This is a genomic window from Halomonas sp. THAF5a (genome assembly GCF_009363755.1).
Classification (GTDB): Bacteria; Pseudomonadota; Gammaproteobacteria; order Pseudomonadales; family Halomonadaceae; genus Halomonas.
In genome coordinates, this window is the sequence record NZ_CP045417.1 from 2733890 (window position 1) to 2755988 (window position 22099).

At 67.9% G+C, this 22099-nt stretch carries 14 protein-coding genes, 2 tRNA genes and 1 rRNA gene; 5 read left to right on the forward strand and 12 right to left on the reverse strand.

The annotated features are described in order from the left end of the window. Nucleotides 1–179: 179 nt before the first annotated feature. The 9 genes from FIU83_RS12415 to FIU83_RS12455 all read right to left on the reverse strand — a co-directional run bounded on the left by FIU83_RS12415 (nt 180) and on the right by FIU83_RS12455 (nt 11036). A tRNA-Ala gene (locus tag FIU83_RS12415) sits at nt 180–255 on the reverse strand. Nucleotides 256–269: 14 nt separating this feature from the next. Continuing rightward, nucleotides 270–346: transfer RNA gene (locus FIU83_RS12420), tRNA-Ile, on the reverse strand. Nucleotides 347–444: 98 nt separating this feature from the next. After that, nucleotides 445–1982: ribosomal RNA gene (locus FIU83_RS12425) — 16S ribosomal RNA — on the reverse strand. Between the two features lie 637 nt (nt 1983–2619). Then, nucleotides 2620–4101 (reverse strand): bifunctional 2-methylcitrate dehydratase/aconitate hydratase, encoded by a 1482-nt coding sequence (locus FIU83_RS12430; protein ID WP_152484328.1) that lies wholly within the window; start codon nt 4099–4101, stop codon nt 2620–2622. A gap of 112 nt (nt 4102–4213) precedes the next feature. Then, entirely contained in the window at nt 4214–5404 is a 1191-nt protein-coding gene (gene prpF, locus FIU83_RS12435) for a 2-methylaconitate cis-trans isomerase PrpF (protein ID WP_152484329.1), read from the reverse strand. 90 nt (nt 5405–5494) lie between these two features. Next, nucleotides 5495–8137 (reverse strand): Fe/S-dependent 2-methylisocitrate dehydratase AcnD, encoded by a 2643-nt coding sequence (acnD, locus tag FIU83_RS12440; RefSeq protein ID WP_152484330.1) that lies wholly within the window; start codon nt 8135–8137, stop codon nt 5495–5497. A 72-nt stretch (nt 8138–8209) separates the two neighbouring features. Next, nucleotides 8210–9337, reverse strand: coding sequence for a 2-methylcitrate synthase (prpC, locus tag FIU83_RS12445; RefSeq protein WP_152484331.1), 1128 nt, complete (start codon nt 9335–9337; stop codon nt 8210–8212). 61 nt (nt 9338–9398) lie between these two features. Next, nucleotides 9399–10289 (reverse strand): methylisocitrate lyase, encoded by an 891-nt coding sequence (prpB, locus tag FIU83_RS12450; RefSeq protein WP_152484332.1) that lies wholly within the window; start codon nt 10287–10289, stop codon nt 9399–9401. 30 nt (nt 10290–10319) lie between these two features. Beyond that, a complete protein-coding gene (locus FIU83_RS12455; protein WP_152484333.1) occupies nt 10320–11036 on the reverse strand; it encodes a GntR family transcriptional regulator in 717 nt (238 codons plus the stop codon). A gap of 203 nt (nt 11037–11239) precedes the next feature. Between FIU83_RS12455 and pabB the strand changes: the two genes are divergently transcribed. Together pabB and FIU83_RS12465 are read left to right on the forward strand one after the other, a co-directional pair. Beyond that, nucleotides 11240–12661, forward strand: a complete 1422-nt coding sequence (pabB, locus tag FIU83_RS12460; RefSeq protein ID WP_152484334.1) for an aminodeoxychorismate synthase component I — start codon at nt 11240–11242, stop codon at nt 12659–12661. 67 nt (nt 12662–12728) lie between these two features. Then, nucleotides 12729–13475, forward strand: a complete 747-nt coding sequence (locus FIU83_RS12465) for a phosphoadenylyl-sulfate reductase (RefSeq protein ID WP_152484335.1) — start codon at nt 12729–12731, stop codon at nt 13473–13475. A gap of 85 nt (nt 13476–13560) precedes the next feature. Here the strand turns inward: FIU83_RS12465 and cysB are convergent, their stop codons facing one another. After that, the gene (cysB, locus tag FIU83_RS12470) at nt 13561–14532 is read right to left on the reverse strand and encodes an HTH-type transcriptional regulator CysB (protein ID WP_152484336.1); all 972 of its coding nucleotides are present in this window, start codon (nt 14530–14532) and stop codon (nt 13561–13563) included. 326 nt (nt 14533–14858) lie between these two features. Here cysB and trxA point away from each other — a divergent pair, with 326 nt between their 5' ends. Then, nucleotides 14859–15182, forward strand: a complete 324-nt coding sequence (gene trxA, locus FIU83_RS12475) for a thioredoxin (protein WP_089847268.1) — start codon at nt 14859–14861, stop codon at nt 15180–15182. Nucleotides 15183–15263: 81 nt separating this feature from the next. Here trxA and FIU83_RS12480 read toward each other — a convergent pair whose 3' ends face one another. After that, nucleotides 15264–16358: an AI-2E family transporter gene (locus FIU83_RS12480; RefSeq protein ID WP_152484337.1), complete on the reverse strand. Its 1095-nt coding sequence runs from the start codon at nt 16356–16358 to the stop codon at nt 15264–15266. 123 nt (nt 16359–16481) lie between these two features. On the opposite strand from FIU83_RS12480, the gene FIU83_RS12485 reads away from it, so the two are divergent. After that, nucleotides 16482–17267: an SIMPL domain-containing protein gene (locus FIU83_RS12485; RefSeq protein ID WP_152484338.1), complete on the forward strand. Its 786-nt coding sequence runs from the start codon at nt 16482–16484 to the stop codon at nt 17265–17267. A gap of 157 nt (nt 17268–17424) precedes the next feature. Here FIU83_RS12485 and serS read toward each other — a convergent pair whose 3' ends face one another. After that, nucleotides 17425–18702 carry a serine--tRNA ligase gene (serS, locus tag FIU83_RS12490; protein WP_152484339.1) on the reverse strand — a complete coding sequence of 426 codons (1278 nt, stop codon included), beginning with the start codon at nt 18700–18702 and terminating at the stop codon, nt 17425–17427. A 196-nt stretch (nt 18703–18898) separates the two neighbouring features. Between serS and FIU83_RS12495 the strand changes: the two genes are divergently transcribed. Further along, nucleotides 18899–22081: an FAD-binding and (Fe-S)-binding domain-containing protein gene (locus FIU83_RS12495; RefSeq protein WP_152484340.1), complete on the forward strand. Its 3183-nt coding sequence runs from the start codon at nt 18899–18901 to the stop codon at nt 22079–22081. Nucleotides 22082–22099 lie beyond the last annotated feature (18 nt).

The window sequence follows — 22099 nt, forward strand, 5'->3', positions numbered from 1 at the left end:
CTTCTTTCGAAAGCAACGCTTTGTCAGCATGATTCACATTGTTAAAGAGCACTGTTCAGAGAACAGTGGGAAGCCGTTTGGCTTGCCGCTGGTCTCTGTGACCGGACTGTCTTGGGAAGAGATGGTGGAGCCTAGCGGGCGGTGCGACGATTCGCTCGAATCGCTGACCTCCTGCAAGATGGTGGAGCCTAGCGGGATCGAACCGCTGACCTCCTGCGTGCAAGGCAGGCGCTCTCCCAGCTGAGCTAAGGCCCCTCTGATCCTGCAAATGGTGGGTCTGGGCAGACTTGAACTGCCGACCTCACCCTTATCAGGGGTGCGCTCTAACCAACTGAGCTACAGACCCGGCTACAAACCACTGGGTCCGCGACCCAAACAGTCTTTGCTCTGGTCGATCAGGTAATTCATTGTGAGCACTTGCCGAGTGTCGGCGACGTCGTCGATTAAGGAGGTGATCCAGCCGCAGGTTCCCCTACGGCTACCTTGTTACGACTTCACCCCAGTCATGAACCACACCGTGGTGATCGCCCTCCGAAGTTAGGCTAACCACTTCTGGTGCAGTCCACTCCCATGGTGTGACGGGCGGTGTGTACAAGGCCCGGGAACGTATTCACCGTGACATTCTGATTCACGATTACTAGCGATTCCGACTTCACGGAGTCGAGTTGCAGACTCCGATCCGGACTGAGACCGGCTTTATGGGATTAGCTCCACCTCGCGGCTTCGCAACCCATTGTACCGACCATTGTAGCACGTGTGTAGCCCTACCCGTAAGGGCCATGATGACTTGACGTCGTCCCCACCTTCCTCCGGTTTGTCACCGGCAGTCTCCCTAGAGTTCCCGACCGAATCGCTGGCAAATAGGGACAAGGGTTGCGCTCGTTACGGGACTTAACCCAACATTTCACAACACGAGCTGACGACAGCCATGCAGCACCTGTCTGAGCGTTCCCGAAGGCACCAATCCATCTCTGGAAAGTTCGCTCGATGTCAAGGGTAGGTAAGGTTCTTCGCGTTGCATCGAATTAAACCACATGCTCCACCGCTTGTGCGGGCCCCCGTCAATTCATTTGAGTTTTAACCTTGCGGCCGTACTCCCCAGGCGGTCGACTTATCGCGTTAACTGCGCCACAAAGGTCTCAAGGACCCCAACGGCTAGTCGACATCGTTTACGGCGTGGACTACCAGGGTATCTAATCCTGTTTGCTACCCACGCTTTCGCACCTCAGTGTCAGTGTCAGTCCAGAAGGCCGCCTTCGCCACTGGTATTCCTCCCGATCTCTACGCATTTCACCGCTACACCGGGAATTCTACCTTCCTCTCCTGCACTCTAGCCTGACAGTTCCGGATGCCGTTCCCAGGTTGAGCCCGGGGCTTTCACAACCGGCTTATCAAGCCACCTACGCGCGCTTTACGCCCAGTAATTCCGATTAACGCTCGCACCCTCCGTATTACCGCGGCTGCTGGCACGGAGTTAGCCGGTGCTTCTTCTGTGAGTGATGTCTTCCCTCCGGGGTATTAACCCGAAGGCGTTCTTCCTCACTGAAAGTGCTTTACAACCCGAAAGCCTTCTTCACACACGCGGCATGGCTGGATCAGGCTTTCGCCCATTGTCCAATATTCCCCACTGCTGCCTCCCGTAGGAGTTCGGGCCGTGTCTCAGTCCCGATGTGGCTGATCATCCTCTCAGACCAGCTACGGATCGCGGCCTTGGTGAGCCATTACCTCACCAACTAGCTAATCCGACATAGGCTCATCCAATAGCGCAAGGTCCGAAGATCCCCTGCTTTCCCCCGTAGGGCGTATGCGGTATTAGCCTGAGTTTCCCCAGGTTATCCCCCACTACCGGGCAGATTCCTATGCATTACTCACCCGTCCGCCGCTCGACGCCTCCTAGCAAGCTAGGATCGTTTCCGCTCGACTTGCATGTGTTAGGCCTGCCGCCAGCGTTCAATCTGAGCCATGATCAAACTCTTCAGTTTAAAGTCTGATAGTTCCTAAGGTGGAACCAAACCTGGCTCAAGGTTCAAACGTCTCGTTTGACGAGTCGCTTGCCTTGAATGTTTCAGTGACTGGTCACCGACATCCCGACAAGCGCCCACATGAATTACCTGATCGATTGTTAAAGAGCATCTCGCTGTTGCCGTCGTGCCGGCCGCATCAACGAAGCGGCGGTCTCGCCGGCGCCCTGCGAGGAAGGCGTATTCTACCTGACCGGCATTTCTTGTCAACCCTGCGAGGCGTTCCGAAGAAGCGAAGCGGGTGACCGAAACCTCATCTCGCCCTGCGAGGTGAGTGCCGATCGAGTGGCGTGCATTCTACCGAATGCGGCGAGTTCGTCAAGCGGGAATTTTCAAAGCGTCTTCGAAAAACCCAAATGGAAACAAGCACTTCTGCCACCATCACCGCCTGCAACGTTGGCCCGTCGCCGGCAGCGGATGCGTACTTTACGGATTTCCCCGGAGGCGTGCAAGCCCCCCGACCAAGAAAAAATATAGCCCACTCCGATCGGGCGCGCCACGAGCCATCACGCCTTTCTTCGAGACCGCCGTGGCATGCCCCGCCATGAGGCCCTCGCCGCCAGCTTCCCTCCCCTTGGGAGGAGAGCAACGCGCCCTCTCAGATCACGAAACGGTCAACGAAGCGGTGCACCGCCGTCTGCTCCAGGCGGGCCTGGTCGGCACAGAGATCGACGATCTCGGCGCAGCGCCCCGCCGGGAAGCGCGTGGCCAGATTACGCTCGAACTTTTCCACCAGCAGGGGGATGCCCTCCGCCCGTCGACGGCGATGGCCGATGGGGTACTCGACCGCGACCTGCTCGGTGGCACTGCCGTCCGCGAAGAAGACCTGGACGGCATTTGCGATGGCTCGCTTCTCGGGATCGTAGTAGTCCCGGGAGTAGACCTCGTCCTCGACCACCTCCATCTTGCCGCGCAGCACATCGATTTCGGGGTGCGCCGCGTGGAAGGCATCCTCGTAGTGCTCGGCGGTGAGGCTGCCGAAGATCAGCGGCACGGCGGTCATGTACTGGAGGCAGTGATCCCGGTCGGCGGGATTGGCCAGCTCCCCCTCCTTGGAGATGATGCGGATGGCCGAGTCGTGGGTGGTCAGCACGATGCGTTCGATCTCATCCAGCCGATCCTTCACCTGGGGATGCAGGGCCATGGCCGCCTCGCAGGCGGTCTGGGCATGGAACTCGGCCGGGAAGGAGATCTTGAAGAGGATGTGCTCCATCACGTGGCTGCCGAGCTCGCGCTGGAAGGTGAAGCGGCGCGCCGCCTCCGGCTTGGTGGCCAGGTCGCGGTTGGTGTGGCTGTAGAGCACGTCGTAGAAGCCCCACTGCGGAGCGCTCAGCACGCCCGGGATGCCCATCTCGCCGCGCATGGCAATGTCGGCCAGGCGCACGGCGCGGGAGGTGGCGTCCCCGGCGGCCCAGCTCTTGCGCGAGCCCGCGTTCGGGGCGTGCCGATAGGTACGCAGGCTCTGGCCGTCGACGAAGGCGTGGGAGAGCGCCGCGAGCAGCCGCTCACGATCGGCCCCCATCAGCTTCGCCACCACCGCGGTGGAGGCCACCTTGACCAGCACCACGTGATCGAGCCCGACCCGGTTGAAGGAGTTATCCAGCGCCAGCACGCCCTGGATCTCGTGGGCCATGATCATCGCCTCGAGCACCCGGCGCATGGTCAGCGGCGCCTGCCCGTCGGCCACGCGCTTCTGGGAGAGGTAGTCGGCCACGGCGAGGATGCCCCCCAGGTTGTCGGAGGGATGCCCCCATTCGGCGGCGAGCCAGGTGTCATTGTAGTCGAGCCAGCGGATGGTGGCGCCGATGTCCCAGGCCGCCTTGACCGGATCCAGCCGGAAGGTGGTCCCGGGCACCCGCGCCCCAAAGGGCACCACGGTGCCCTCGACGAGCGGGCCCAGGTGCTTGGTGCACTCGGGAAAGCGCAGCGCCAGGAGGCCGCAGCCCAGGGTGTCCATCAGGCAGTGACGCGCCGTCTCGAGCGCCTCGTCGCTGTCGATGGTGAAGCCGAGGACGTAGTCGGCAATCTTCTGCAGCTCGACGTCGTACTCTGGGCGCACGTTGGTTTCCACGGTGCTCATCGGGTGCCTCCTGCGATCGGGAGTCGGTCGGTGTCTCTCTACCACTCTTTTCACTATAGAAAACGCCCCGTGTCATCGACACGAGGCGCGACGTGCAGCGGACGATGGCGACTCAGATGCTGTCACCGGGCACGCGCACCCAGCCTTCCATCAGCACGCGGGCGCTGCGGCTCATCACCGCCTCGTCGATCACCCAGCGGCCGTCGACCAGGCTCGCCTCGGCGCCGACTCGCAGGGTGCCGGAGGGGTGACCGAAGGTGACGGCGTTGCGCTTGCCGCCGCCGGCCGCCAGGTTGACCAGGGTGCCCTCGATGGCCGCCGCGGAGGCGATGGCGACCGCGGCGGTGCCCATCATGGCGTGGTGCAGCTTGCCCATGGAGAGCGCCCGCACCCGCAGGTCGATCGCCTCGGCCTCGACGGCCTTGCCGCTGGAGGCGGTGTAGCTCGCCGGCGGCGCCACGAAGGCGACCTTGGGCGTGTGCTGGCGGTGGGCGGCCTCGCCGAGCTCACTGATCAGTCCCATGCGCAGGGCGGCATGGGCGCGGATGGCCTCGAAGCGCTCGAGCGCCTGGGTGTCGCCGTTGATCGCCTCCTGCAGCTCGCTGCCGGTGTAGCCGAGCTCGGCGGCATTGACGAAGACGGTGGGGATGCCGGCATTGATCATCGTGGCCTTGAGGATGCCCCCCTCCACCACCTCGGCCGGCACCTCCAGGTCGTCGACCAACTGCCCGGTGGGGAAGATGGCGCCCTCGCCGTCGGCGGGATCCTTGAACGCCACCGGCACCTCGGCGGCCGGGAAGGTCACGCCGTCGAGTTCGAAGTCGCCTGTCTCCTGCACCTGGCCGTCGGTGATCGGCACCCGCGAGACGATGGTCTTGCCGATGTTGGCCTGCCAGATGCGCACCTCGACCTCGCCGTTCTCGGGGATGCGCGCGGGATCGACCAGGCCGTTGCTGATGGCGAAGGGCCCCACCGCGGCGGAGAGGTTGCCGCAGTTGCCGCTCCAGTCGACGAAGGCCCTGTCGATGGCGACCTGGCCGAAGAGGTAGTCGACGTCGTGGTCGGGGCGCTCGCTCTTCGCGAGGATGACGGTCTTGCTGGTGCTGGAGGTCGCCCCACCCATGCCGTCGATCTGCTTCTGGTAAGGGTCGGGGCTGCCGATCACCCGCATCAGCAGGCGGTCGCGGGCCTCGCCCGGCACCCGGGCGGCCTCGGGCAGGTCGTCGAGGCGAAAGAAGACGCCCTTGCTGGTGCCGCCGCGCATGTAGGTGGCGGGAACCCGGATCTGTGGAACCTGTGCCATGGAATTCGCGTCCTTCTCGAGAAAGATCGACCCGGGCCGTGGCGGCGCCGGGTCGATGGGTGGGTTAGGGAGTGACGGTCATCGCCCGGTTCAGCCGACCGCCTCGACCTCGGACTCCAGGAAGTCCTGGGCGAAGCGCTGCAGCACGCCGCCGGCGGAGTAGACGGTCACCTCCTCGGCGGTATCCAGGCGGCAGATCACCGGCACCCGGTCGACCTCGCCGGTCTTGCGGTGGATCACGAGCTCGAGGGTGGCGCGCGGCGCCGGGGCGCCCTCGACGTCGTAGGTCTCGGTGCCGTCGAGCTGCAGGGTGTGGCGGGTGGTGCCCTCCTCGAACTGCAGCGGCATCACGCCCATGCCGATCAGGTTGGTGCGGTGGATGCGCTCGAAGCCCTCGGCGACGATCGCCTCCACCCCGGCCAGCGCCACGCCCTTGGCCGCCCAGTCCCGCGACGAGCCCTGGCCGTAGTCGGCGCCGGCGATGACGATCAGCGGCTGGTCGCGCTCCATGTAGGTCTCGATCGCCTCCCACATGCGGGTCACCTGCCCCTCCGGCTCGATGCGCGCCAGCGAGCCCTGGCGTACCTCGCCGTGCTCGTCCCGCACCATCTCGTTGTAGAGCTTGGGATTGGCCAGGGTCGCGCGCAGGGCGGTGAGGTGATCGCCGCGGTGGGTGGCGTAGGAGTTGAAGTCCTCCTCCGGCAGGCCCATCTTCGCCAGGTACTCGCCGGCCGCACTGTCGGCCATGATGGCATTCGACGGCGACAGGTGGTCGGTGGTGATGTTGTCCGGCAGGATCGCCAGCGGGCGCATCCCCTTCAGGGCACGCACCGCCGCCATGTTGCCTTCCCAGTAGGGCGGACGGCGGATGTAGGTGCTCTGGGGACGCCAGTCGTAGAGCGGGCTCTCGGCCTTCTCGGCGGCGTCCAGATCGAACATCGGGATGTAGACCTGCTTGAACTGCTCGGGCTTGACGAACTCGCCGACGATGGCGTCGATCTCCTCGTCGGAGGGCCAGAGGTCCTTGAGGGTCACCGGGTTGCCGTCCGGGTCGGTGCCCAGCGCGTCCTGCTCGATGTCGAAGCGCACGGTGCCGGCGATGGCATAGGCCACCACCAGCGGCGGCGAGGCCAGGAAGGCCTGCTTGGCGTAGGGATGGATCCGGCCGTCGAAGTTGCGGTTGCCGGAGAGCACCGCGGTGGCGTAGAGGTCGCGGTCGATGATCTCCTGCTGGATCTCGGGGTCGAGGGCCCCGGACATGCCGTTACAGGTGGTGCAGGCGTAGGCGACGATGCCGAAGCCGAGCTTCTCGAGTTCCGGCAGCAGGCCGGCCTCCTCCAGGTAGAGGCGCGCGACTTTCGACCCGGGAGCGAAGGAAGATTTCACCCAGGGCTTGCGAATCAGCCCCAGCTCGTTGGCCTTCTTGGCCAGCAGGCCGGCGGCCACGACATTGCGCGGGTTGGAGGTGTTGGTGCAGCTGGTGATGGCGGCGATGATCACCGCCCCATCGGGCATCTTGCCCTCGCGCTCCTCCGCCTGGGCCTTGTCGCTGTCCTTGTAGGAGGGAACGGCGATGCCGCGCTCGGCGAGGGCGCTGGTGGGCAGGCGACGGTGCGGGTTGGAGGGGCCGGCCAGGTTGCGCTCCACGGTGGAGAGGTCGAAGGTCAGCACCCGCTCGTACTGGGCCTCGGTCAGGCTGTCGGCCCACAGGCCGGCCTGCTTGGCGTAGGTCTCGACCAGCTCGACCTGCTCCGGTTCGCGCCCGGTGATCTTCAGGTAGTCGAGGGTCTGATCGTCGATGTAGAACATCGCCGCGGAGGCACCGTACTCCGGCGTCATGTTGGAGATGGTGGCACGGTCGCCGATGGTCAGGCTCGCCGCACCCGCGCCGAAGAACTCGAGATACGCCCCCACCACGCGCTCCTGACGCAGGAACTCGGTGATCGCCAGGACGATATCGGTGGCGGTGATGCCGGGCTGGCGCTGGCCGGTCAGCTCCACGCCGACGATGTCGGGCAGGCGCATCATGGAGGGGCGGCCCAGCATCACGGTCTCGGCCTCGAGGCCGCCCACGCCCAGGGCGATGACGCCCAGGCAGTCGATGTGCGGGGTGTGGCTGTCGGTTCCCACGCAGGTGTCCGGGAAGGCCACGCGCTTGCCGGTCTCGTCGGGGCGCGCCTGGATCACCGGCGACATCTTCTCCAGGTTGATCTGGTGCATGATGCCGTTGCCGGCGGGGATCACGTCGACGTTCTCGAAGGCCGTCTTGGTCCACTCGATGAAGTGGAAGCGGTCCTCGTTGCGGCGATCCTCGATGGCGCGGTTCTTGTCGAAGGCGTCCTGCTCGAAGCCGGCGTGCTCGACGGCCAGGGAGTGGTCGACGATCAGCTGGGTCGGCACCACCGGGTTGACCTTGGCCGGGTCGCCGCCGCGCTCGGCGATGGCGTCGCGCAGGCCGGCGAGATCGACCAGCGCCGTCTGGCCGAGGATGTCGTGACACACCACGCGAGCCGGATACCAGGGGAAGTCCAGGTCACGCCGGCGCTCGATCAGCTGGGTAAGCGCATCGGTCAGCAGTTCCGGCTCGCAGCGGCGCACCAGCTGCTCGGCCAGCACCCGCGAGGTGTAGGGAAGGGTATCGTAGGCACCGGGCTGGATGTCGTCGACGGCCGCACGGGTGTCGAAATAGTCCAGCTCGGTACCGGGAAGAGGCTTGCGGTAGTCGGTATTCATGGCGTCCGTCGGGAAGTCGTCGAATGAAGAAAGAAGGCGGGGCGACCGTTCGGCGGTCGCCCCCGGGAAGGTTCAGTCGCGCTCCTCGATGGGCACCCATTCGCTCTTCTCGGGGCCGACGTAGTCGGCGCTCGGGCGGATGATGCGGTTGTTGGCGCGCTGCTCGAAGACATGGGCGCACCAGCCGGTGACGCGCGAGCAGACGAAGATCGGCGTGAACAGCTTGGTCGGGATGTCCATGAAGTGGTAGGCGCTGGCGTGGAAGAAGTCGGCGTTGCAGAACAGCTTCTTCTCGCGCCACATCACCGCCTCGACGCGCTCGGAGACCGGATAGAGGACGCTGTCGCCCACGTCCTGGGCGAGCTTCTGGGACCAGTGCTTGATGATGGCGTTGCGCGGATCGGACTCGCGGTAGATAGCATGGCCGAAGCCCATGATCTTGTCCTTGCGCTCGAGCATGCCCAGGATCTCGCGCTCGGCCTCGTCCGGCGACTGCCAGTTCTCGATCATCGCCATGGCCGCCTCATTGGCGCCGCCGTGCAGCGGGCCGCGCAGGGAGCCGATGGCGCCGGTCACGCAGGAGTGCATGTCGGAGAGCGTCGAGGCGCAGACGCGGGCGGTGAAGGTCGAGGCGTTGAACTCGTGCTCGGCGTAGAGGATCAGCGAGACGTTCATCACCCGGGCGTGCAGCTCGGAGGCCGGCTCGTCGCGCAGCAGGTGCAGGAAGTGCCCGCCCACCGAGGCGTCGTCGGTCTCGGTCTCGATGCGCACGCCGTCGTGGGAGAAACGGTACCAGTAGCAGATGATCGACGGCAGCGCGGCGAGCAGGCGGTCGGAGACGTCCTGCTGCTCCTCGAAGCTCTGCTCGGCCTCCAGGTTGCCGAGCATGGAGGCGCCGGTGCGCATCACGTCCATGGGATGGGCGTCTGCCGGGATCTGCTCGAGCACGGTCTTCAGCGCCTGGGGCAAGCCACGCAGCCCCTTGAGCTTGGTGATGTAGGCGTCGAGCTCGGCCTGGTTGGGCAGCTTGCCCTTGAGCAGCAGGTAGGCCACTTCCTCGAACTTCGCCTTCTCGGCCAGCTCCTTGATGTCGAAGCCGCGATAGGTCAGGCCGGAGCCGGTCTTGCCGACGGTGCACAGGGCCGTGGTACCGGCGCTCTGGCCGCGCAGGCCGGCGCCACCGATGGGTTTGTCTGCCATGTCGTGTCTCCTCGTGAGTCGATTATTGTCGGTATACCTGGCGTGTCGGGCGTCGCCGCCCTTACTCCGCGTTGTTGTTCTCGGCAAACAGGGCGTCGAGCTTCTGCTCGAAGTCGTGATAGTTGAGGAAGTCGTAGAGCTCGTTGCGGGTCTGCATCAGCTCGACGACGTCGCGCTGGTGGCCGGTGTCGTGGATGCTCTGGTAGACCTTGAGGGCCGCGGCGTTCATGGCGCGGAAGGCCGACAGCGGGTAGAGCACCATGCGACAGCCCACCTCGCCGAGCTCCTGCTGGGAAAAGAGCGGCGTGGCGCCGAACTCGGTGATGTTGGCGAGAATCGGCGCGTCGACGCGCTCGCAGAAGGCCCGGTAGTCGTCCAGGGTGTGCACCGCCTCGGCGAAGATGGCGTCGGCGCCCGCCTCGATGCAGGCGTTGGCCCGCTCGATGGCCGCGTCCAGGCCCTCCTTCTGGAAGGCGTCGGTGCGCGCGATCAGGTAGAAGTCCGGATCGAGGCGTGCATCGGCGGCGGCCTTCACGCGGTCGACCATCTCCTGCTGGGAGACGATCGCCTTGTTGGGGCGGTGGCCGCAGCGCTTCTGCGCCACCTGGTCCTCGAGGTGCACGGCGGCCACGCCGGCACGCTGCATCTCCTTGACGGTGCGGGCGATGTTGAAGGCGCCGCCCCAGCCGGTGTCGATGTCCACCAGCAGCGGCAGGTCGGTGGCGCCGCAGATGCGATGGGCGTCCTCGACCACGTCGTTCATGGTCGTCATGCCGAGATCCGGCAGGCCATAGGAGGCGTTGGCGACGCCACCGCCGGAGAGGTAGATCGCCTGGTGGCCGACCCGCTGTGCCATCATGGCGGTATAGGCGTTGATGGTGCCGACGATCGGCAGCGGACGGTTGGCCTCGAGGGCGGCGCGGAAGCGGGCGCCGGGCGTCATTTGGGTCATGGAGGGTCTCCGGTTAGTGGGTCGAGCGCCTCATCGGGAGGCGTCGCTCTCCTGCGGTTCGAGGGTCGCCGCATAGCGCTCGACCACGTTGGCTCGCGAGGCGCTGACGTGGCGGCGCATCAACAGCTCCGCCAGTTCGGCGTCGCCCGCCTCGATGGCGTCGACGATGCGGTGGTGTTCGACGAAGGCGCGCTGCGGGCGCGTACCGCTGGCGCTGAACTGGGTACGATAGAGCCGCACCAGGTAGTAGAGGTCGTCGCAGAGCAGCCCCATCAGCATCCTGTTGTGGCTGCCGAGCACGATCTGGTAGTGGAAATCCAGGTCGCCCTCGCGCTGGTAATAGGCCTCGCCGCGACGCAGGTCGGCCTGGCGCTCGTGTACCGAGAGCACCTCGCGCAGCCCGGCGACCTCCTCGGGGGTCATGTGCTCCGCGGCCAGGCGCGCGGCCATGCTCTCCAGGGCCTCGCGCAGGTCGAACAGCTCGAGCAGCTCCTTCATGGAGAGCTGGACCACCCGGGCCCCCACGTGGGGCACCCGCTGGATCAGACGATGCGACTCCAGGCGACGCATCGCCTCACGCAGTGGCCCGCGCGAGATACCGTAGGCGCGCGAGAGACCGGGCTCGGTGATCTTGCTGCCGGGCGCCAGCTCCCCCCGGACGATGGCGTCCTGCAGCTGGTTGAAGACCCGCTCCGCCAGGGTGCGGACTTCGGGGTTGGCGGCCTGTTCCGTTGCGGCTGAGGTCATGGCAATTGTCGACAATTAAAGGATGGAAGAACTTTAGCCACTGCCTTACGCCCGGTCAACCGGCCGTTTGGCAGAATGCCTTCACCTTTGGTTGTAGACAACATGATCCAGAGCGGCGCGCGTGTCGACAATGCACGATCACCGGAAGGGACAAGTCGCCCCGCGATGCCTAGAATGTACGCCCTGCCTGGGGAAGACGCCTGATGACACCACCGCTCGAGATCACTCCGCTGCCCTACCACGAGGACCCGCTCGGCTATTTCGCGGTGCTGCGCGACAGGCCCGGCGCCGTGCTGCTCGACAGCGGCCGGCCGACGGCACCCGGCGGGCGCTACGACATCCTGAGCTGCGATCCGCTGGCCCGGCTCGAGGTCGACGGCGACGGGCGCATCCACGGCGACCCGGCACTGGCCGACCTCTCCCCCTTCGCCGCCCAGCAGGCGCTGCTCGACCGCCTGCCCGCAGAGACACCGGAGAGCGACCTGCCGTTTCTCGGCGGGCTGATCGGTTACTGGAGCTACGACCTGGGGCAGCGCCTCGAGCCGGTGGCGGGACGGGCGCGCTCGGCCGTCGCCCTGCCGGCCAGCCGGGTCGGCCTCTACGACTGGGCGCTGATCCAGGACCACGAGCGCCGGGAGAGCTGGCTGGTAGCCGACGCCGCGCGCCGCGAGCGGGTGCTCGCGTGGCTGTCGGGCGCGGCGCGCCCGGCCGGGGGCTTCCGGCTCACCGGCCCCTTCGCCGCCGAGCTCAGCCGCGAGGCGTACCTGGCGCGCTTCCGCACCGTGCAGGCCTACATCCGCGCCGGCGACTGCTACCAGATCAACCTCGCCCAGCGCTTCAACGCCCCCTACGAAGGCGATCTCTGGGCCGCCTATCGGCGCCTGCGCGAGGCCACTCCCACGCCCTACGCCGGTTACCAGGCCTGGGCCGGCCCCGAGGGCGAGCAGGCGATCCTCTCGCTCTCCCCGGAGCGCTTCATCGAGTGTCGCGACGGGCGCGTCGAGACCCGGCCGATCAAGGGCACCCGGCCGCGCGGCGCCACCCCCGACGAGGACCGACGGCTGGCCGCCGAGCTCGAGGCGAGCCTCAAGGACCGCGCCGAGAACGTGATGATCACCGACCTGCTGCGCAACGACCTGGGGCGGGTCTGCCGCCCCGGGAGCGTGCGGGTGCCGACCCTCTGCGGCCTGGAGAGCTACGCCAACGTCCACCACCTGGTCAGCGTGATCACCGGCGAGCTGGCGGCCGACCGGCGCCCCATGGACCTGCTGGCGGCGGCCTTCCCGGGCGGCTCCATCACCGGGGCGCCCAAGGTGCGCGCCATGCAGATCATCGACGAGCTGGAGCCCAGCCGACGCAGCGCCTACTGCGGCAGCCTCGGCTACGTCGACGTGCGCGGACGGATGGACACCTCCATCGCCATCCGCAGCGTGGTGGCCGAGGCGGGCCGCCTCCACCTCTGGGGCGGCGGCGGCCTGGTCGCCGACTCCGAGGGCGACGCCGAGTATGCCGAGACCCTGGACAAGATCCGCCACCTGATGCGGGCCCTGGCGACGCCGAGCGACGAGGAAAAATGGAATAAGGAAGCGGTCTCAATAGTCAATCGAGATATAGATATCCAATGATTCGGTATTGGGGAGAGGCGCCACAGCTCTGCTAGGGTAGCGGCAATATCGCAAGCAGAGACCCGCCATGACCGCCTTCGACCCCAACCGCTTCGTCCTCGAGCACGACCAGGAGACGCCCAAGGAGATCCTTCGCGCCGCCTACCGGGCCTTCGGCGAGCTGACGATCTCCTTCTCCGGCGCCGAGGACGTGGTGCTGATCGACCTGGCCCTGAAGGTCGCGCCGAAGGAGGACGTCAGGGTCTTCTCGCTGGACACCGGACGGCTGCACCCCGAGACCTACGCCTTCATCGAGCGGGTCCGCGATCACTACGCCATCGACATCGACGTGCGCCTGCCCGACACCGAGGCCGTTCAGGCCCTGGTCGGCGAGAAGGGACTCTTCAGCTTCTACCGCGACGGCCACCAGGAGTGCTGCGGCATCCGCAAGGTGGCGCCCCTGCGTCGCCGCCTGGCCGGCCTGCCGGTGTGGGTCTCCGGCCAGCGCCGCGACCAGAGCCCCGGTACCCGCTCCAGCCTGCAGATCGCCGAGCGCGACAGCGCCTTCGGCAGCGAGCAGACCCCGCTCTTCAAGATCAACCCGCTCGCCCGCTGGACCAGCGAGGACGTCTGGACCTACATCCGCCTGTTCGACGTGCCCTACAACGCCCTGCACGAGCGCGGCTACGTCAGCATCGGCTGCGAGCCCTGCACGCGCCCCACCCTGCCGGGCCAGCACGAGCGCGAGGGCCGCTGGTGGTGGGAGGATCAGGGCGGCAAGGAGTGTGGACTGCACGCCGTGAACCTGGCGCCGCCGGCCTCGTCGAGCGCCTGAGCCACCCCGCCACGACACCACGAAGGGCGCCCCGCGGGGCGCCCTTTCGCCGTGGCTCGCCGGAGGCGAGCGTGCCTGGTGGGCCTCAGCGGATCGGCAGCTCGATGTCCTCGAACAGCGACTGCTCGTGGCGGGGCCCGGCGGCCAGCGCCGCGTCCACCAGGTCGCGGTCGAGATGACTGGCGAAGCCCTCGAGGAAGTCATACATGTAGCCGCGCATGAAGGTACCGCGGCGAATGCCGATCTTGGTGGTGGAGCTCTCGAACAGGTGGTTCGCCTCCAGCGCCACCAGGTCGGTGTCCTGATCGGCATCCACCGCCATGTGCGCGACGATCCCCACCCCCATGCCGAGGCGCACGTAGGTCTTGATCACATCGGCGTCGGCGGCGGTGAGCACCACGTTGGGCGACAGGCCGCGCGCCCGGAAGGCGTCGTCGAGCTGGGAGCGACCGGTGAAGCCGAACACGTAGGTGACCAGCGGATAGTCGGCCAGCGCCTCGAGGGTGAGGGTCTCGAGTTCGGCCAGCGGATGACCCGCGGGCACCAGCACGCAGCGGTTCCAGCGGTAGCAGGGCAGCAAGACCAGGTCATTGAAGAGGTCGAGGGACTCGGTGGCGATGGCGAAGTCGGCCTGGCCGTCGCTGACCATCTGGGCGATCTGCTTGGGCGTGCCCTGCTGCATGTGCAGCGCCACGTCGGGGTACTTCTGGGTGAAGTCGCGGATCACCGGCGGCAGCGCATAGCGCGCCTGGGTGTGGGTGGTGGCGATGGAGAGGCTGCCGCGGCGCTCGTCGCTGTGCTCCTGGGCGACGTCCTTGATGTTCTCGGCCAGCCTCAGCACCTGGCCGGCCAGCTCGATGATCGCCTGCCCCGCCGGGGTGATGCGGGTCAGGTGCTTGCCGCTGCGCGCGAAGATCTCGACGCCGAGCTCGTCCTCGAGCAGGCGGATCTGCTTGGAGATCCCGGGCTGGGAAGTGAAGAGGCTCTGGGCGGTGGCCGAGACGTTGAGGTTGTGGCGCGACACCTCCCAGATGTAACGCAGCTGCTGAAGCTTCATGGCCGCCCTCTCTGTGCGTGCTGTCTTGGCGATGGGCACTGTCTAAGCGAGACGTGCGATCTATGCTGTAGGGGCTGGCCGCGCGTGCGGGTCGCAAGCCGCGAACGCCAGCCGACCAGGCCTCCTAAAATACCCCAAAGACATAAAAAAACAACCTATGATCACTTTATAGCATAACATGGCGACCCCGAGGCAGCCGCCGATCGACGTCCCCGTCGGCCGCCGGGATTTGCCAGCACCCTGGACGATCGCTAACATCGACCGGCCGGGCATGTCCCGCATGCCCCCTACCCGCTCGATGCAGCGCAACGAAACTGGAGAATCACATGGCCAACAACGTCGATGTCACCAATGCCAACTTCGAGCAGGAAGTCCTCAAGGCCGATGCCCCGGTCCTGCTGAAGTTCTGGGCCCCCTGGTGTGGTCCCTGCAAGGTGATGGCGCCGGTGGTCGATGAGGTGGCCGAAGAGCGCGATGGCAACCTCAAGGTCGTCAGCATCAACGTGGACGACGCTCCGGAGATCGCCGCCGAGCAGGGCGTGCGTGGCGTCCCCACCGTGATGCTGTTCAAGTCCGGCACCAAGGTCGCGTCCCTGGTCGGCGCTCAGTCCAAGTCACAGCTGAGCCAGTTCATCGACCAGAACGCCTGATCGCGCCCCTGATCACGCCCCTCCCCGCGCTCATCGCCCCGGCCCAGGCCGGGGCGATGTCGTTTGGGGCGCCTGTCGGGCTCACTCGTCGTCGCGCTCAGAGATCGGCCGGTCGGCCTGGTCCAGCGGCGAGCCGACCGCGGGACCCAGCAGGTGGGCGATCCAGCGCGTCTGGGGATGGCTGTCCAGGGCGATCTTCAGGGTCATGGTCAGCACCACCGAGAGCAGCATGCCCACCGCGCCGAAGATCCACCCCCAGACCACCAGCGACAGGAAGGCCACCGAGGTGGAGAGCCCCAGGGCACGCCCCATCACCCGCGGCTCGATGATGTTGCCCATCACGAAGTTCACGCCCAGGTAGGCCACCGAGAGCAGCATGGCATCCACCAGCCCGCCCTGGGGCGAGACCAGCAGCAGCAGCACCGGCGGCACCGCGGCGATGGCCGAGCCGATGTTGGGGATATAGTTCAGGGCGAAGGCCAGCACCGCCCACAGCAGGGGAAACTCGACCCCCAGGAACTTGCAGGCCAGCCAGATCAGCGCGCCGGTCGCCAGGCTGATCAGCGTCTTCACGGCCAGGTAGCGCTTGAGGGTCTGGCTGAACTCGCTGAAGCGGCGCAGGCTCGGTGCCGGATTGACCAGGGCCCGGGAGATCTTGTCGCGGAAGTTGAGGGTCTCGAAGAGCAGGAAGATCACCAGCAGCGACACGACGACGCTCTGCATCATCAGGTTGCCCACCTCGCCCAGCAGCGCCGGGATCCAGCTGCCAAACTGCTCGGCGTCCAGCAGCTCCGCCAGGCGGTCGGTGTCGATGGCCAGGCCCAGGGCCGCCAGGCCGTCGAGCAGCCCCAGGTAGTACTGATAGAGCTTCTGCTCGATCCCGGGCAGGGCCTCGACGAAGGTGCCGAAGCTGTTGACCAGCAGCACGCCGAGCAGCGAGAGGAAACCGCCGATCACCACCAGGGTCAGCCAGACCGACAGGCGCAGGCTCAGGCCGAGGCGGTTGAGCCACTGGACGGGCGCCGTGCAGACCACGGCGATGAACAGCGACAGCAGCAGCGGGACCAGCAGGCTGGCCCCGGCCCGCATGCCGGCGACGATCACCACCAGCGCCGCCAGCGCCAGGGTCAGGTTGAGGGGGATACTCTGCTGCTCGTTCTGAGGGGGTGGGGGCATGCCCGGTCTCGCGGTCGTCGATGGTCTGCTCATGATGACGGGGCACGGTGCAATTGCAAGGCGCGGAACCATCCCCGGGCCGTGGCCTCGAAGCCCGGTAGCCCTCACGACAAGGAGACCGTCATGCCCTTCCCCCGCCCCGCTCGCGCGCTCGGCCTGCCGGCCCTGGCCGCCCTGCTCACGCTCGCCCCGCCGCTGGCGGCCACGGCCCTGGCGGCGGAGACGCCCCGTCGCCTCGACGTCCAGGCCGAGGCCGAGCTCGCGGTGGTGCCGGATCGCGCCACCCTCGAGGCCCGCCTCTGGGAGCAGACCCCGGCGGTGGCCGAGGGGAGCGAGCGCGACACCGACGCCGAGGCCCTGCGCCAGGCGCGACAGCGCCTGGAGGAGCGCGCCGCCGCGCTGATCCGCCGCCTGGAGGCCGAGGGGATAGCCAGCAAGGCGATCACCGCCGGTTCGCTGCAGGTCCAGCCGCAGCGCCTGCCGGGCATGCAGCGCGACGATGCCCCGTCGACGCCGCGGGTGCGCACCCGCCTGCAGCGCCCGGTCAGCATCGAGATCGAGGACCTCGCCCGACTGCCGGGGCTCCTCGACGCCCTGACCGAGGCCGGCGTCAACGCCCTGGACGGCGTGCGCTACGACCTCGCCGACCGCGAGGCCGCCACCGACGAGGCGCTGGTCAAGGCGCTGGCGAAGGCGCGCCACAAGGCCGAGCTGATGGCCGAGACGCTCGCGATCGAGCTGGGCGAGGTGATCGCGGTGAGCGAGACCCGCGCCCCGGTGTTCCAGCCGCGGATGATGGCGATGAGCGACGCCCGCCCCGAGGGCGCCGGCCACGCCGAGTATCGCCCGGGCACCATCACCATCGAGGCCGGCGTGAACGTCAGCTGGGCGATCGCCGAGGCGCCCTGAGCGCCGGGCGCCTCACGATGATGTCGCGAGCGGCCCTTTACAGTGCCCCATCAAAAACCCCACCGAACGCAACGTCCGGTGGGGTCCATGCAGTGCTGTCGCCGAGGTGGCGATCCGTCGCCGTACGGCTTGGCGCTTGCAGCTCGGTGCTGGGCGCTTACACGTTGATCGTCTCGACGCCGCCCATGTAGGGGCGCAGCACCTCGGGCACGGTGATCGAGCCGTCGGCGTTCTGGTGGTTCTCCATCACCGCGATCAGGCAGCGCCCCACCGCCAGGCCGGAGCCGTTGAGGGTATGCAGCAGCTGCGGCTTCTTCTGCTCCGGGTGGCGGAAGCGCGCCTGCATGCGCCGTGCCTGGAACTCCTCGCAGTTGGAGATCGAGGAGATCTCGCGGTAGGTCTGCTGGCTCGGCATCCAGACCTCCAGGTCGTAGGTCTTGGCGGCGCCGAAGCCCATGTCGCCAGTGCACAGGGTCACCACCCGATAGGCCAGGCCCAGCGCCTGGAGGATCGCCTCGGCATGGCCGCGCATCTCCTCCAGCGCCGCGTAGCTCTGCTCCGGCTCGACCAGCTGGACCATCTCGACCTTGTCGAACTGGTGCTGGCGGATCATGCCGCGGGTATCGCGGCCGTGGGAGCCCGCCTCGCTGCGGAAGCAGGGCGTGTGGGCGGTGAGCCGCATCGGCAGCGCCTTGTGCTCGAGGATCTCGTCCCGGGCGAAGTTGGTCAGCGGCACCTCGGCGGTGGGGATCAGGTGGAAGCCGCGCTCGTCGTCCAGGCGGAAGAGGTCCTCGCCGAACTTGGGCAGCTGGCCGGTGCCGTGGAGCGAGGCCTCATTGACCATGTAGGGGACGTAGCACTCCTCGTAGCCGTGCTCGAGGGTCTGCTTGTCGAGCATGAACTGGGTGAGCGCCCGGTGCAGCCGCGCGATGGGCCCGCGCATCACCGCGAAGCGCGAGCCGGTGAGCTTGGCGGCGAGCTCGAAGTCGAGATCGCCCTGAAGCGCCCCCAGGTCGACGTGATCGCGTACCTCGAAGTCGAAGGCCGGCGGCGTGCCCCAGCGGTGCAGCTCGACGTTCTCCTCCTCGCTCTGCCCCGCCGGGACGCTCTCGTGGGGCAGGTTGGGGATGCCGCTGACCAGGCTGTCCCACTCGGCCTGCACCTCGGCGAGGCGCGCCTTGGCGGCATCGAGACGGTCACCGAGGTCGCTCACCTCGGCCAGCAGGGGCTGGATGTCCTCGCCCTGGGCCTTGGCCTGGCCGATGGACTTGGAGCGGGTGTTGCGCTCGTTCTGCAGGGACTCGGTCTCGGCCTGCAGCTCGCGGCGCCGGGACTCCAGCGCCTCGAGGCGCGCGGTGTCGAGGGCGTAGCCCCGGGTGGCCAGTCGTTTCGCGACCGCGTCGAGGTCGCTGCGCAGCAGTTTGGGATCGAGCATGTCATCCAGTCCGTTGCAGTCGGTGAAGGGGGGTCGGGCGGTGTCCGAATCAGGCCGCCCATTGTAGGCAAAAGGGGGCAGGGGCGCCACGCGGCGGGCCCCGGGATGCGCGCCACCGCCCTGTCGCGGTAGAGTAGCTCCACCCCTTCCCCCTGCCCTGGCCCGCCAGGGCGGCGCCACCACTAAACAGAACGCCATGATCGCACGCTTGGACACCGCTGACGCCAGCACCCTGCCGGGCCTCGACGCCCGCTACCTGCGCTTCCTCGAGGCGCTCAAAGCCGAGGGCTTCGAGGGCGAGATCACGCCGGACTACGCCGCCCGCACGGTGCTCGCCACCGACAACTCCATCTACCAGCGCCTGCCCCAGGCCGTGCTGAGCCCGAGGCACGGCGCGGACCTCGAGCGCATCGCCCGCCTGGCCGGACGCGAGGAACATCGCGAGGTGGTGCTCACCCCGCGCGGCGGCGGCACCGGCACCAACGGCCAGTCGCTCACCGACGGCCTGGTGGTCGACGTCTCGCGGCACATGAACGCCATCCTCGACATCGACGTCGAGAACCGCCGGGTCCGCGTCCAGGCCGGGGTGGTCAAGGACCAGCTCAACGCCGCCTTGAAGCCCCACGGGCTCTTCTTCGCCCCGGACCTCTCCACCTCCAACCGCGCCACCATCGGCGGCATGATCTCGACCGACGCCAGCGGCCAGGGCAGCTGCGAGTACGGCAAGACCCGCGACCACGTGCTCGAGCTTTCGACGGTGCTGCTCGGCGGCGAGCGCCTGGTCAGCCGCCCGCTGGCCGATGAGGAGCTCGCGCCGCTGTGCGAGCGCGACGACGTCACCGGCACCGCCTACCGCACCGCCCGGGAGATCATCGACACCCAGCGCGAGCGCATCGAGGCCGTCTTCCCGCCGCTGAACCGCTGCCTGACCGGCTACGACCTGGCGCACCTGAGGACGGCGGAGGGCAGGCTCGACCTCAACAGCCTGCTGTGCGGCTCGGAGGGCTCCCTCGGCCTGCTCGACGAGGCGGTGCTCAACGTGCTGCCGATCCCCCAGCACTCGACCCTGGTCAACGTGCGCTATGCGGGCTTCATGGACGCGCTGCGCGATGCCAAGGCGCTGATGGGCGGGGAGCCCGCGCCCACCTCCATCGAGACGGTGGACGACACCGTGCTGCTGCTCGCCATGGAGGACTTCGTCTGGGACAGCGTCGCCGAGTTCTTCCCGGCGGGCGACACGCCGGTGCGTGGCATCAACCTGGTCGAGTTCAACGACGATGACCCCGAGCGGCTCGCCCGGCGGGTCGAGGCCTTCTGCCGCCACCTGGAGAGCGACGCGAGCGTCGAGCGCCTCGGCTTCACCCTGGCCGAGGGCCGCGCCCGGATCCAGCGGGTCTACGCCATGCGCAAGCGCGCCGTGGGCCTGCTGGGCAATGCCAAGGGCGAGAAGCGCCCGATCCCCTTCGTCGAGGACACCGCGGTGCCGCCGGAGCACCTGGCGGACTTCATCGCGGAGTTCCGCGCCGCCCTCGACGCCCGGGGGCTCGCCTACGGCATGTTCGGCCACGTGGATGCCGGTGTGCTCCACGTGCGCCCGGCCATCGACATGAAGGATCCCGAGCAGGCTCGGCTGATCCGCGAGGTCTCCGACGAGGTGGCCGCGCTGACCCGGAAGTACGGCGGCCTGCTGTGGGGTGAGCACGGCAAGGGCGTGCGCTCGGAGTACGCGCCGGCCTTCTTCGGCGAGCTCTACCCGAGCCTGCAGCGGGTCAAGGCGGCCTTCGACCCCCATAACCAGCTCAATCCCGGCAAGATCGCCACGCCGCTGTCTATCCCACCCGAAGACGCGGGTAGGGCTTTCCCGTCCGAGGCTCCAGGACAGGCCGACGACCGTCCGACCGACAGCGCCGAGGAGCAGGCGGTCAAGTTCGTCGACCCCGGCCTGCTGGCCATCGACGGCGTGCCCACCCGGGGCCAGCTCGATCGCACCATCGACGAGCGGGCCTGGCAGGCCCATGCCGCCACCGTCTACTGCAACGGCAACGGCGCCTGCTACAACTACGACCCCGACGACGCCATGTGCCCCTCCTGGAAGGCCACCCGGGACCGGGTCCACTCGCCCAAGGGGCGCGCCAGCCTGATCCGCGAATGGCTGCGCCTGCAGGGCGAGGCGGGCGTCGACCTCGTCGAGGAGTCACGCCGCCAGCGCACCGAGGGCGCCTGGGGCTTCGTCAGGCGCCTGCCGCGTCGCGCCCTCAACACCTGGCGCCGCGACCGCGAGGCGGACTTCTCCCACCAGGTCTACGACGCCATGGCGGGGTGTCTCGCCTGCAAGTCCTGCGCCGGCCAGTGCCCGGTCAAGGTCAACGTGCCGGACTCCCGCTCGCGCTTCCTCGCGGCCTACCATGGCCGCTACCTGCGCCCGGTGCGCGACTACCTGGTCGGTGGCATGGAGTTCCTGCTGCCCACCCTCTCGCGCATCGCCCCGCTCTACAACGCCGCCCTGGACAACCGCTGGGTCGACCGCCTGCTGTCGGGCCCCGTCGGCCTGGTGGACAGCCCCCGGCTCTCCCGGGCGAGCCTGAAGAAGCAGCTTGCCGCCTGGGGCGTGGCACCGGCCACGCCCACCTCGCTGGGCCTGCTCACCGAGGCCCAGAAGGCCAGGAGCGTGGTGCTCGTCCAGGACGCCTTCACCAGCCACTTCGAGGCGCGGCTGGTCATGGACGTCGTCGAGCTGCTCTCGCGGCTCGACGTGCGGGTCTTCGTGGCGCCCTTCTCGCCCAACGGCAAGCCGCTGGACGTCCAGGGTTTCCAGGGCGCCTTCGCGCGCACCGCCGAGAAGCAGGCCCGGCGGCTGACGACGCTGGCCGAGGCCGGGGTGCCTCTGGTCGGCATCGACCCGGCGATGACGCTGACCTACCGCCAGGAGTACGTGAAGGCGCTGGGCCCGGAGGCGGTGCCCGAGGTGCTGATGCTTCAGGAGTGGCTGGTGACCCAGGCGCCGCACCTGGCGCGCGGCGCCGCCCCGGGCGAGGGCGAGGACCCCGGCTTTCGGCTGCTCTCCCACTGCACCGAGAAGACCAACGCCCCGGGCAGCCCCAGGGCCTGGCAGCAGCTCTTCGCCGCCTTCGGCCTGGAGCTCGAGCTGCTCGCGACCGGCTGCTGCGGCATGTCCGGCACCTACGGCCACGAGGCGCGCAACCTCGAGACCTCCCGGGCCATCTACGCCCAGTCCTGGCAGCCCCGAGTGGAGGACGAGGCCAACGCCGGCCGGCTGCTCGCCACCGGCTACTCCTGCCGCAGCCAGGTGAGACGCTTCTCCGACCAGGCCCTGCCGCACCCGCTGCAGGCCCTGCTGGGCTGGCTCCGGCAGCGCTGAGCCACACCCCCCTCCCGG

Bases quoted from the DNA above. Each gene is read 5' to 3' on its own strand.
- FIU83_RS12430 (WP_152484328.1), bottom strand. From the start codon at position 4,101: ATGAGCACCGTGGAAACCAACGTGCGCCCAGAGTACGACGTCGAGCTG.
- prpF (WP_152484329.1), bottom strand. From the start codon at position 5,404: ATGGCACAGGTTCCACAGATCCGGGTTCCCGCCACCTACATGCGCGGC.
- acnD (WP_152484330.1), bottom strand. From the start codon at position 8,137: ATGAATACCGACTACCGCAAGCCTCTTCCCGGTACCGAGCTGGACTAT.
- prpC (WP_152484331.1), bottom strand. From the start codon at position 9,337: ATGGCAGACAAACCCATCGGTGGCGCCGGCCTGCGCGGCCAGAGCGCC.
- prpB (WP_152484332.1), bottom strand. From the start codon at position 10,289: ATGACCCAAATGACGCCCGGCGCCCGCTTCCGCGCCGCCCTCGAGGCC.
- FIU83_RS12455 (WP_152484333.1), bottom strand. From the start codon at position 11,036: ATGACCTCAGCCGCAACGGAACAGGCCGCCAACCCCGAAGTCCGCACC.
- pabB (WP_152484334.1), top strand. From the start codon at position 11,240: ATGACACCACCGCTCGAGATCACTCCGCTGCCCTACCACGAGGACCCG.
- FIU83_RS12465 (WP_152484335.1), top strand. From the start codon at position 12,729: ATGACCGCCTTCGACCCCAACCGCTTCGTCCTCGAGCACGACCAGGAG.
- cysB (WP_152484336.1), bottom strand. From the start codon at position 14,532: ATGAAGCTTCAGCAGCTGCGTTACATCTGGGAGGTGTCGCGCCACAAC.
- trxA (WP_089847268.1), top strand. From the start codon at position 14,859: ATGGCCAACAACGTCGATGTCACCAATGCCAACTTCGAGCAGGAAGTC.
- FIU83_RS12480 (WP_152484337.1), bottom strand. From the start codon at position 16,358: ATGCCCCCACCCCCTCAGAACGAGCAGCAGAGTATCCCCCTCAACCTG.
- FIU83_RS12485 (WP_152484338.1), top strand. From the start codon at position 16,482: ATGCCCTTCCCCCGCCCCGCTCGCGCGCTCGGCCTGCCGGCCCTGGCC.
- serS (WP_152484339.1), bottom strand. From the start codon at position 18,702: ATGCTCGATCCCAAACTGCTGCGCAGCGACCTCGACGCGGTCGCGAAA.
- FIU83_RS12495 (WP_152484340.1), top strand. From the start codon at position 18,899: ATGATCGCACGCTTGGACACCGCTGACGCCAGCACCCTGCCGGGCCTC.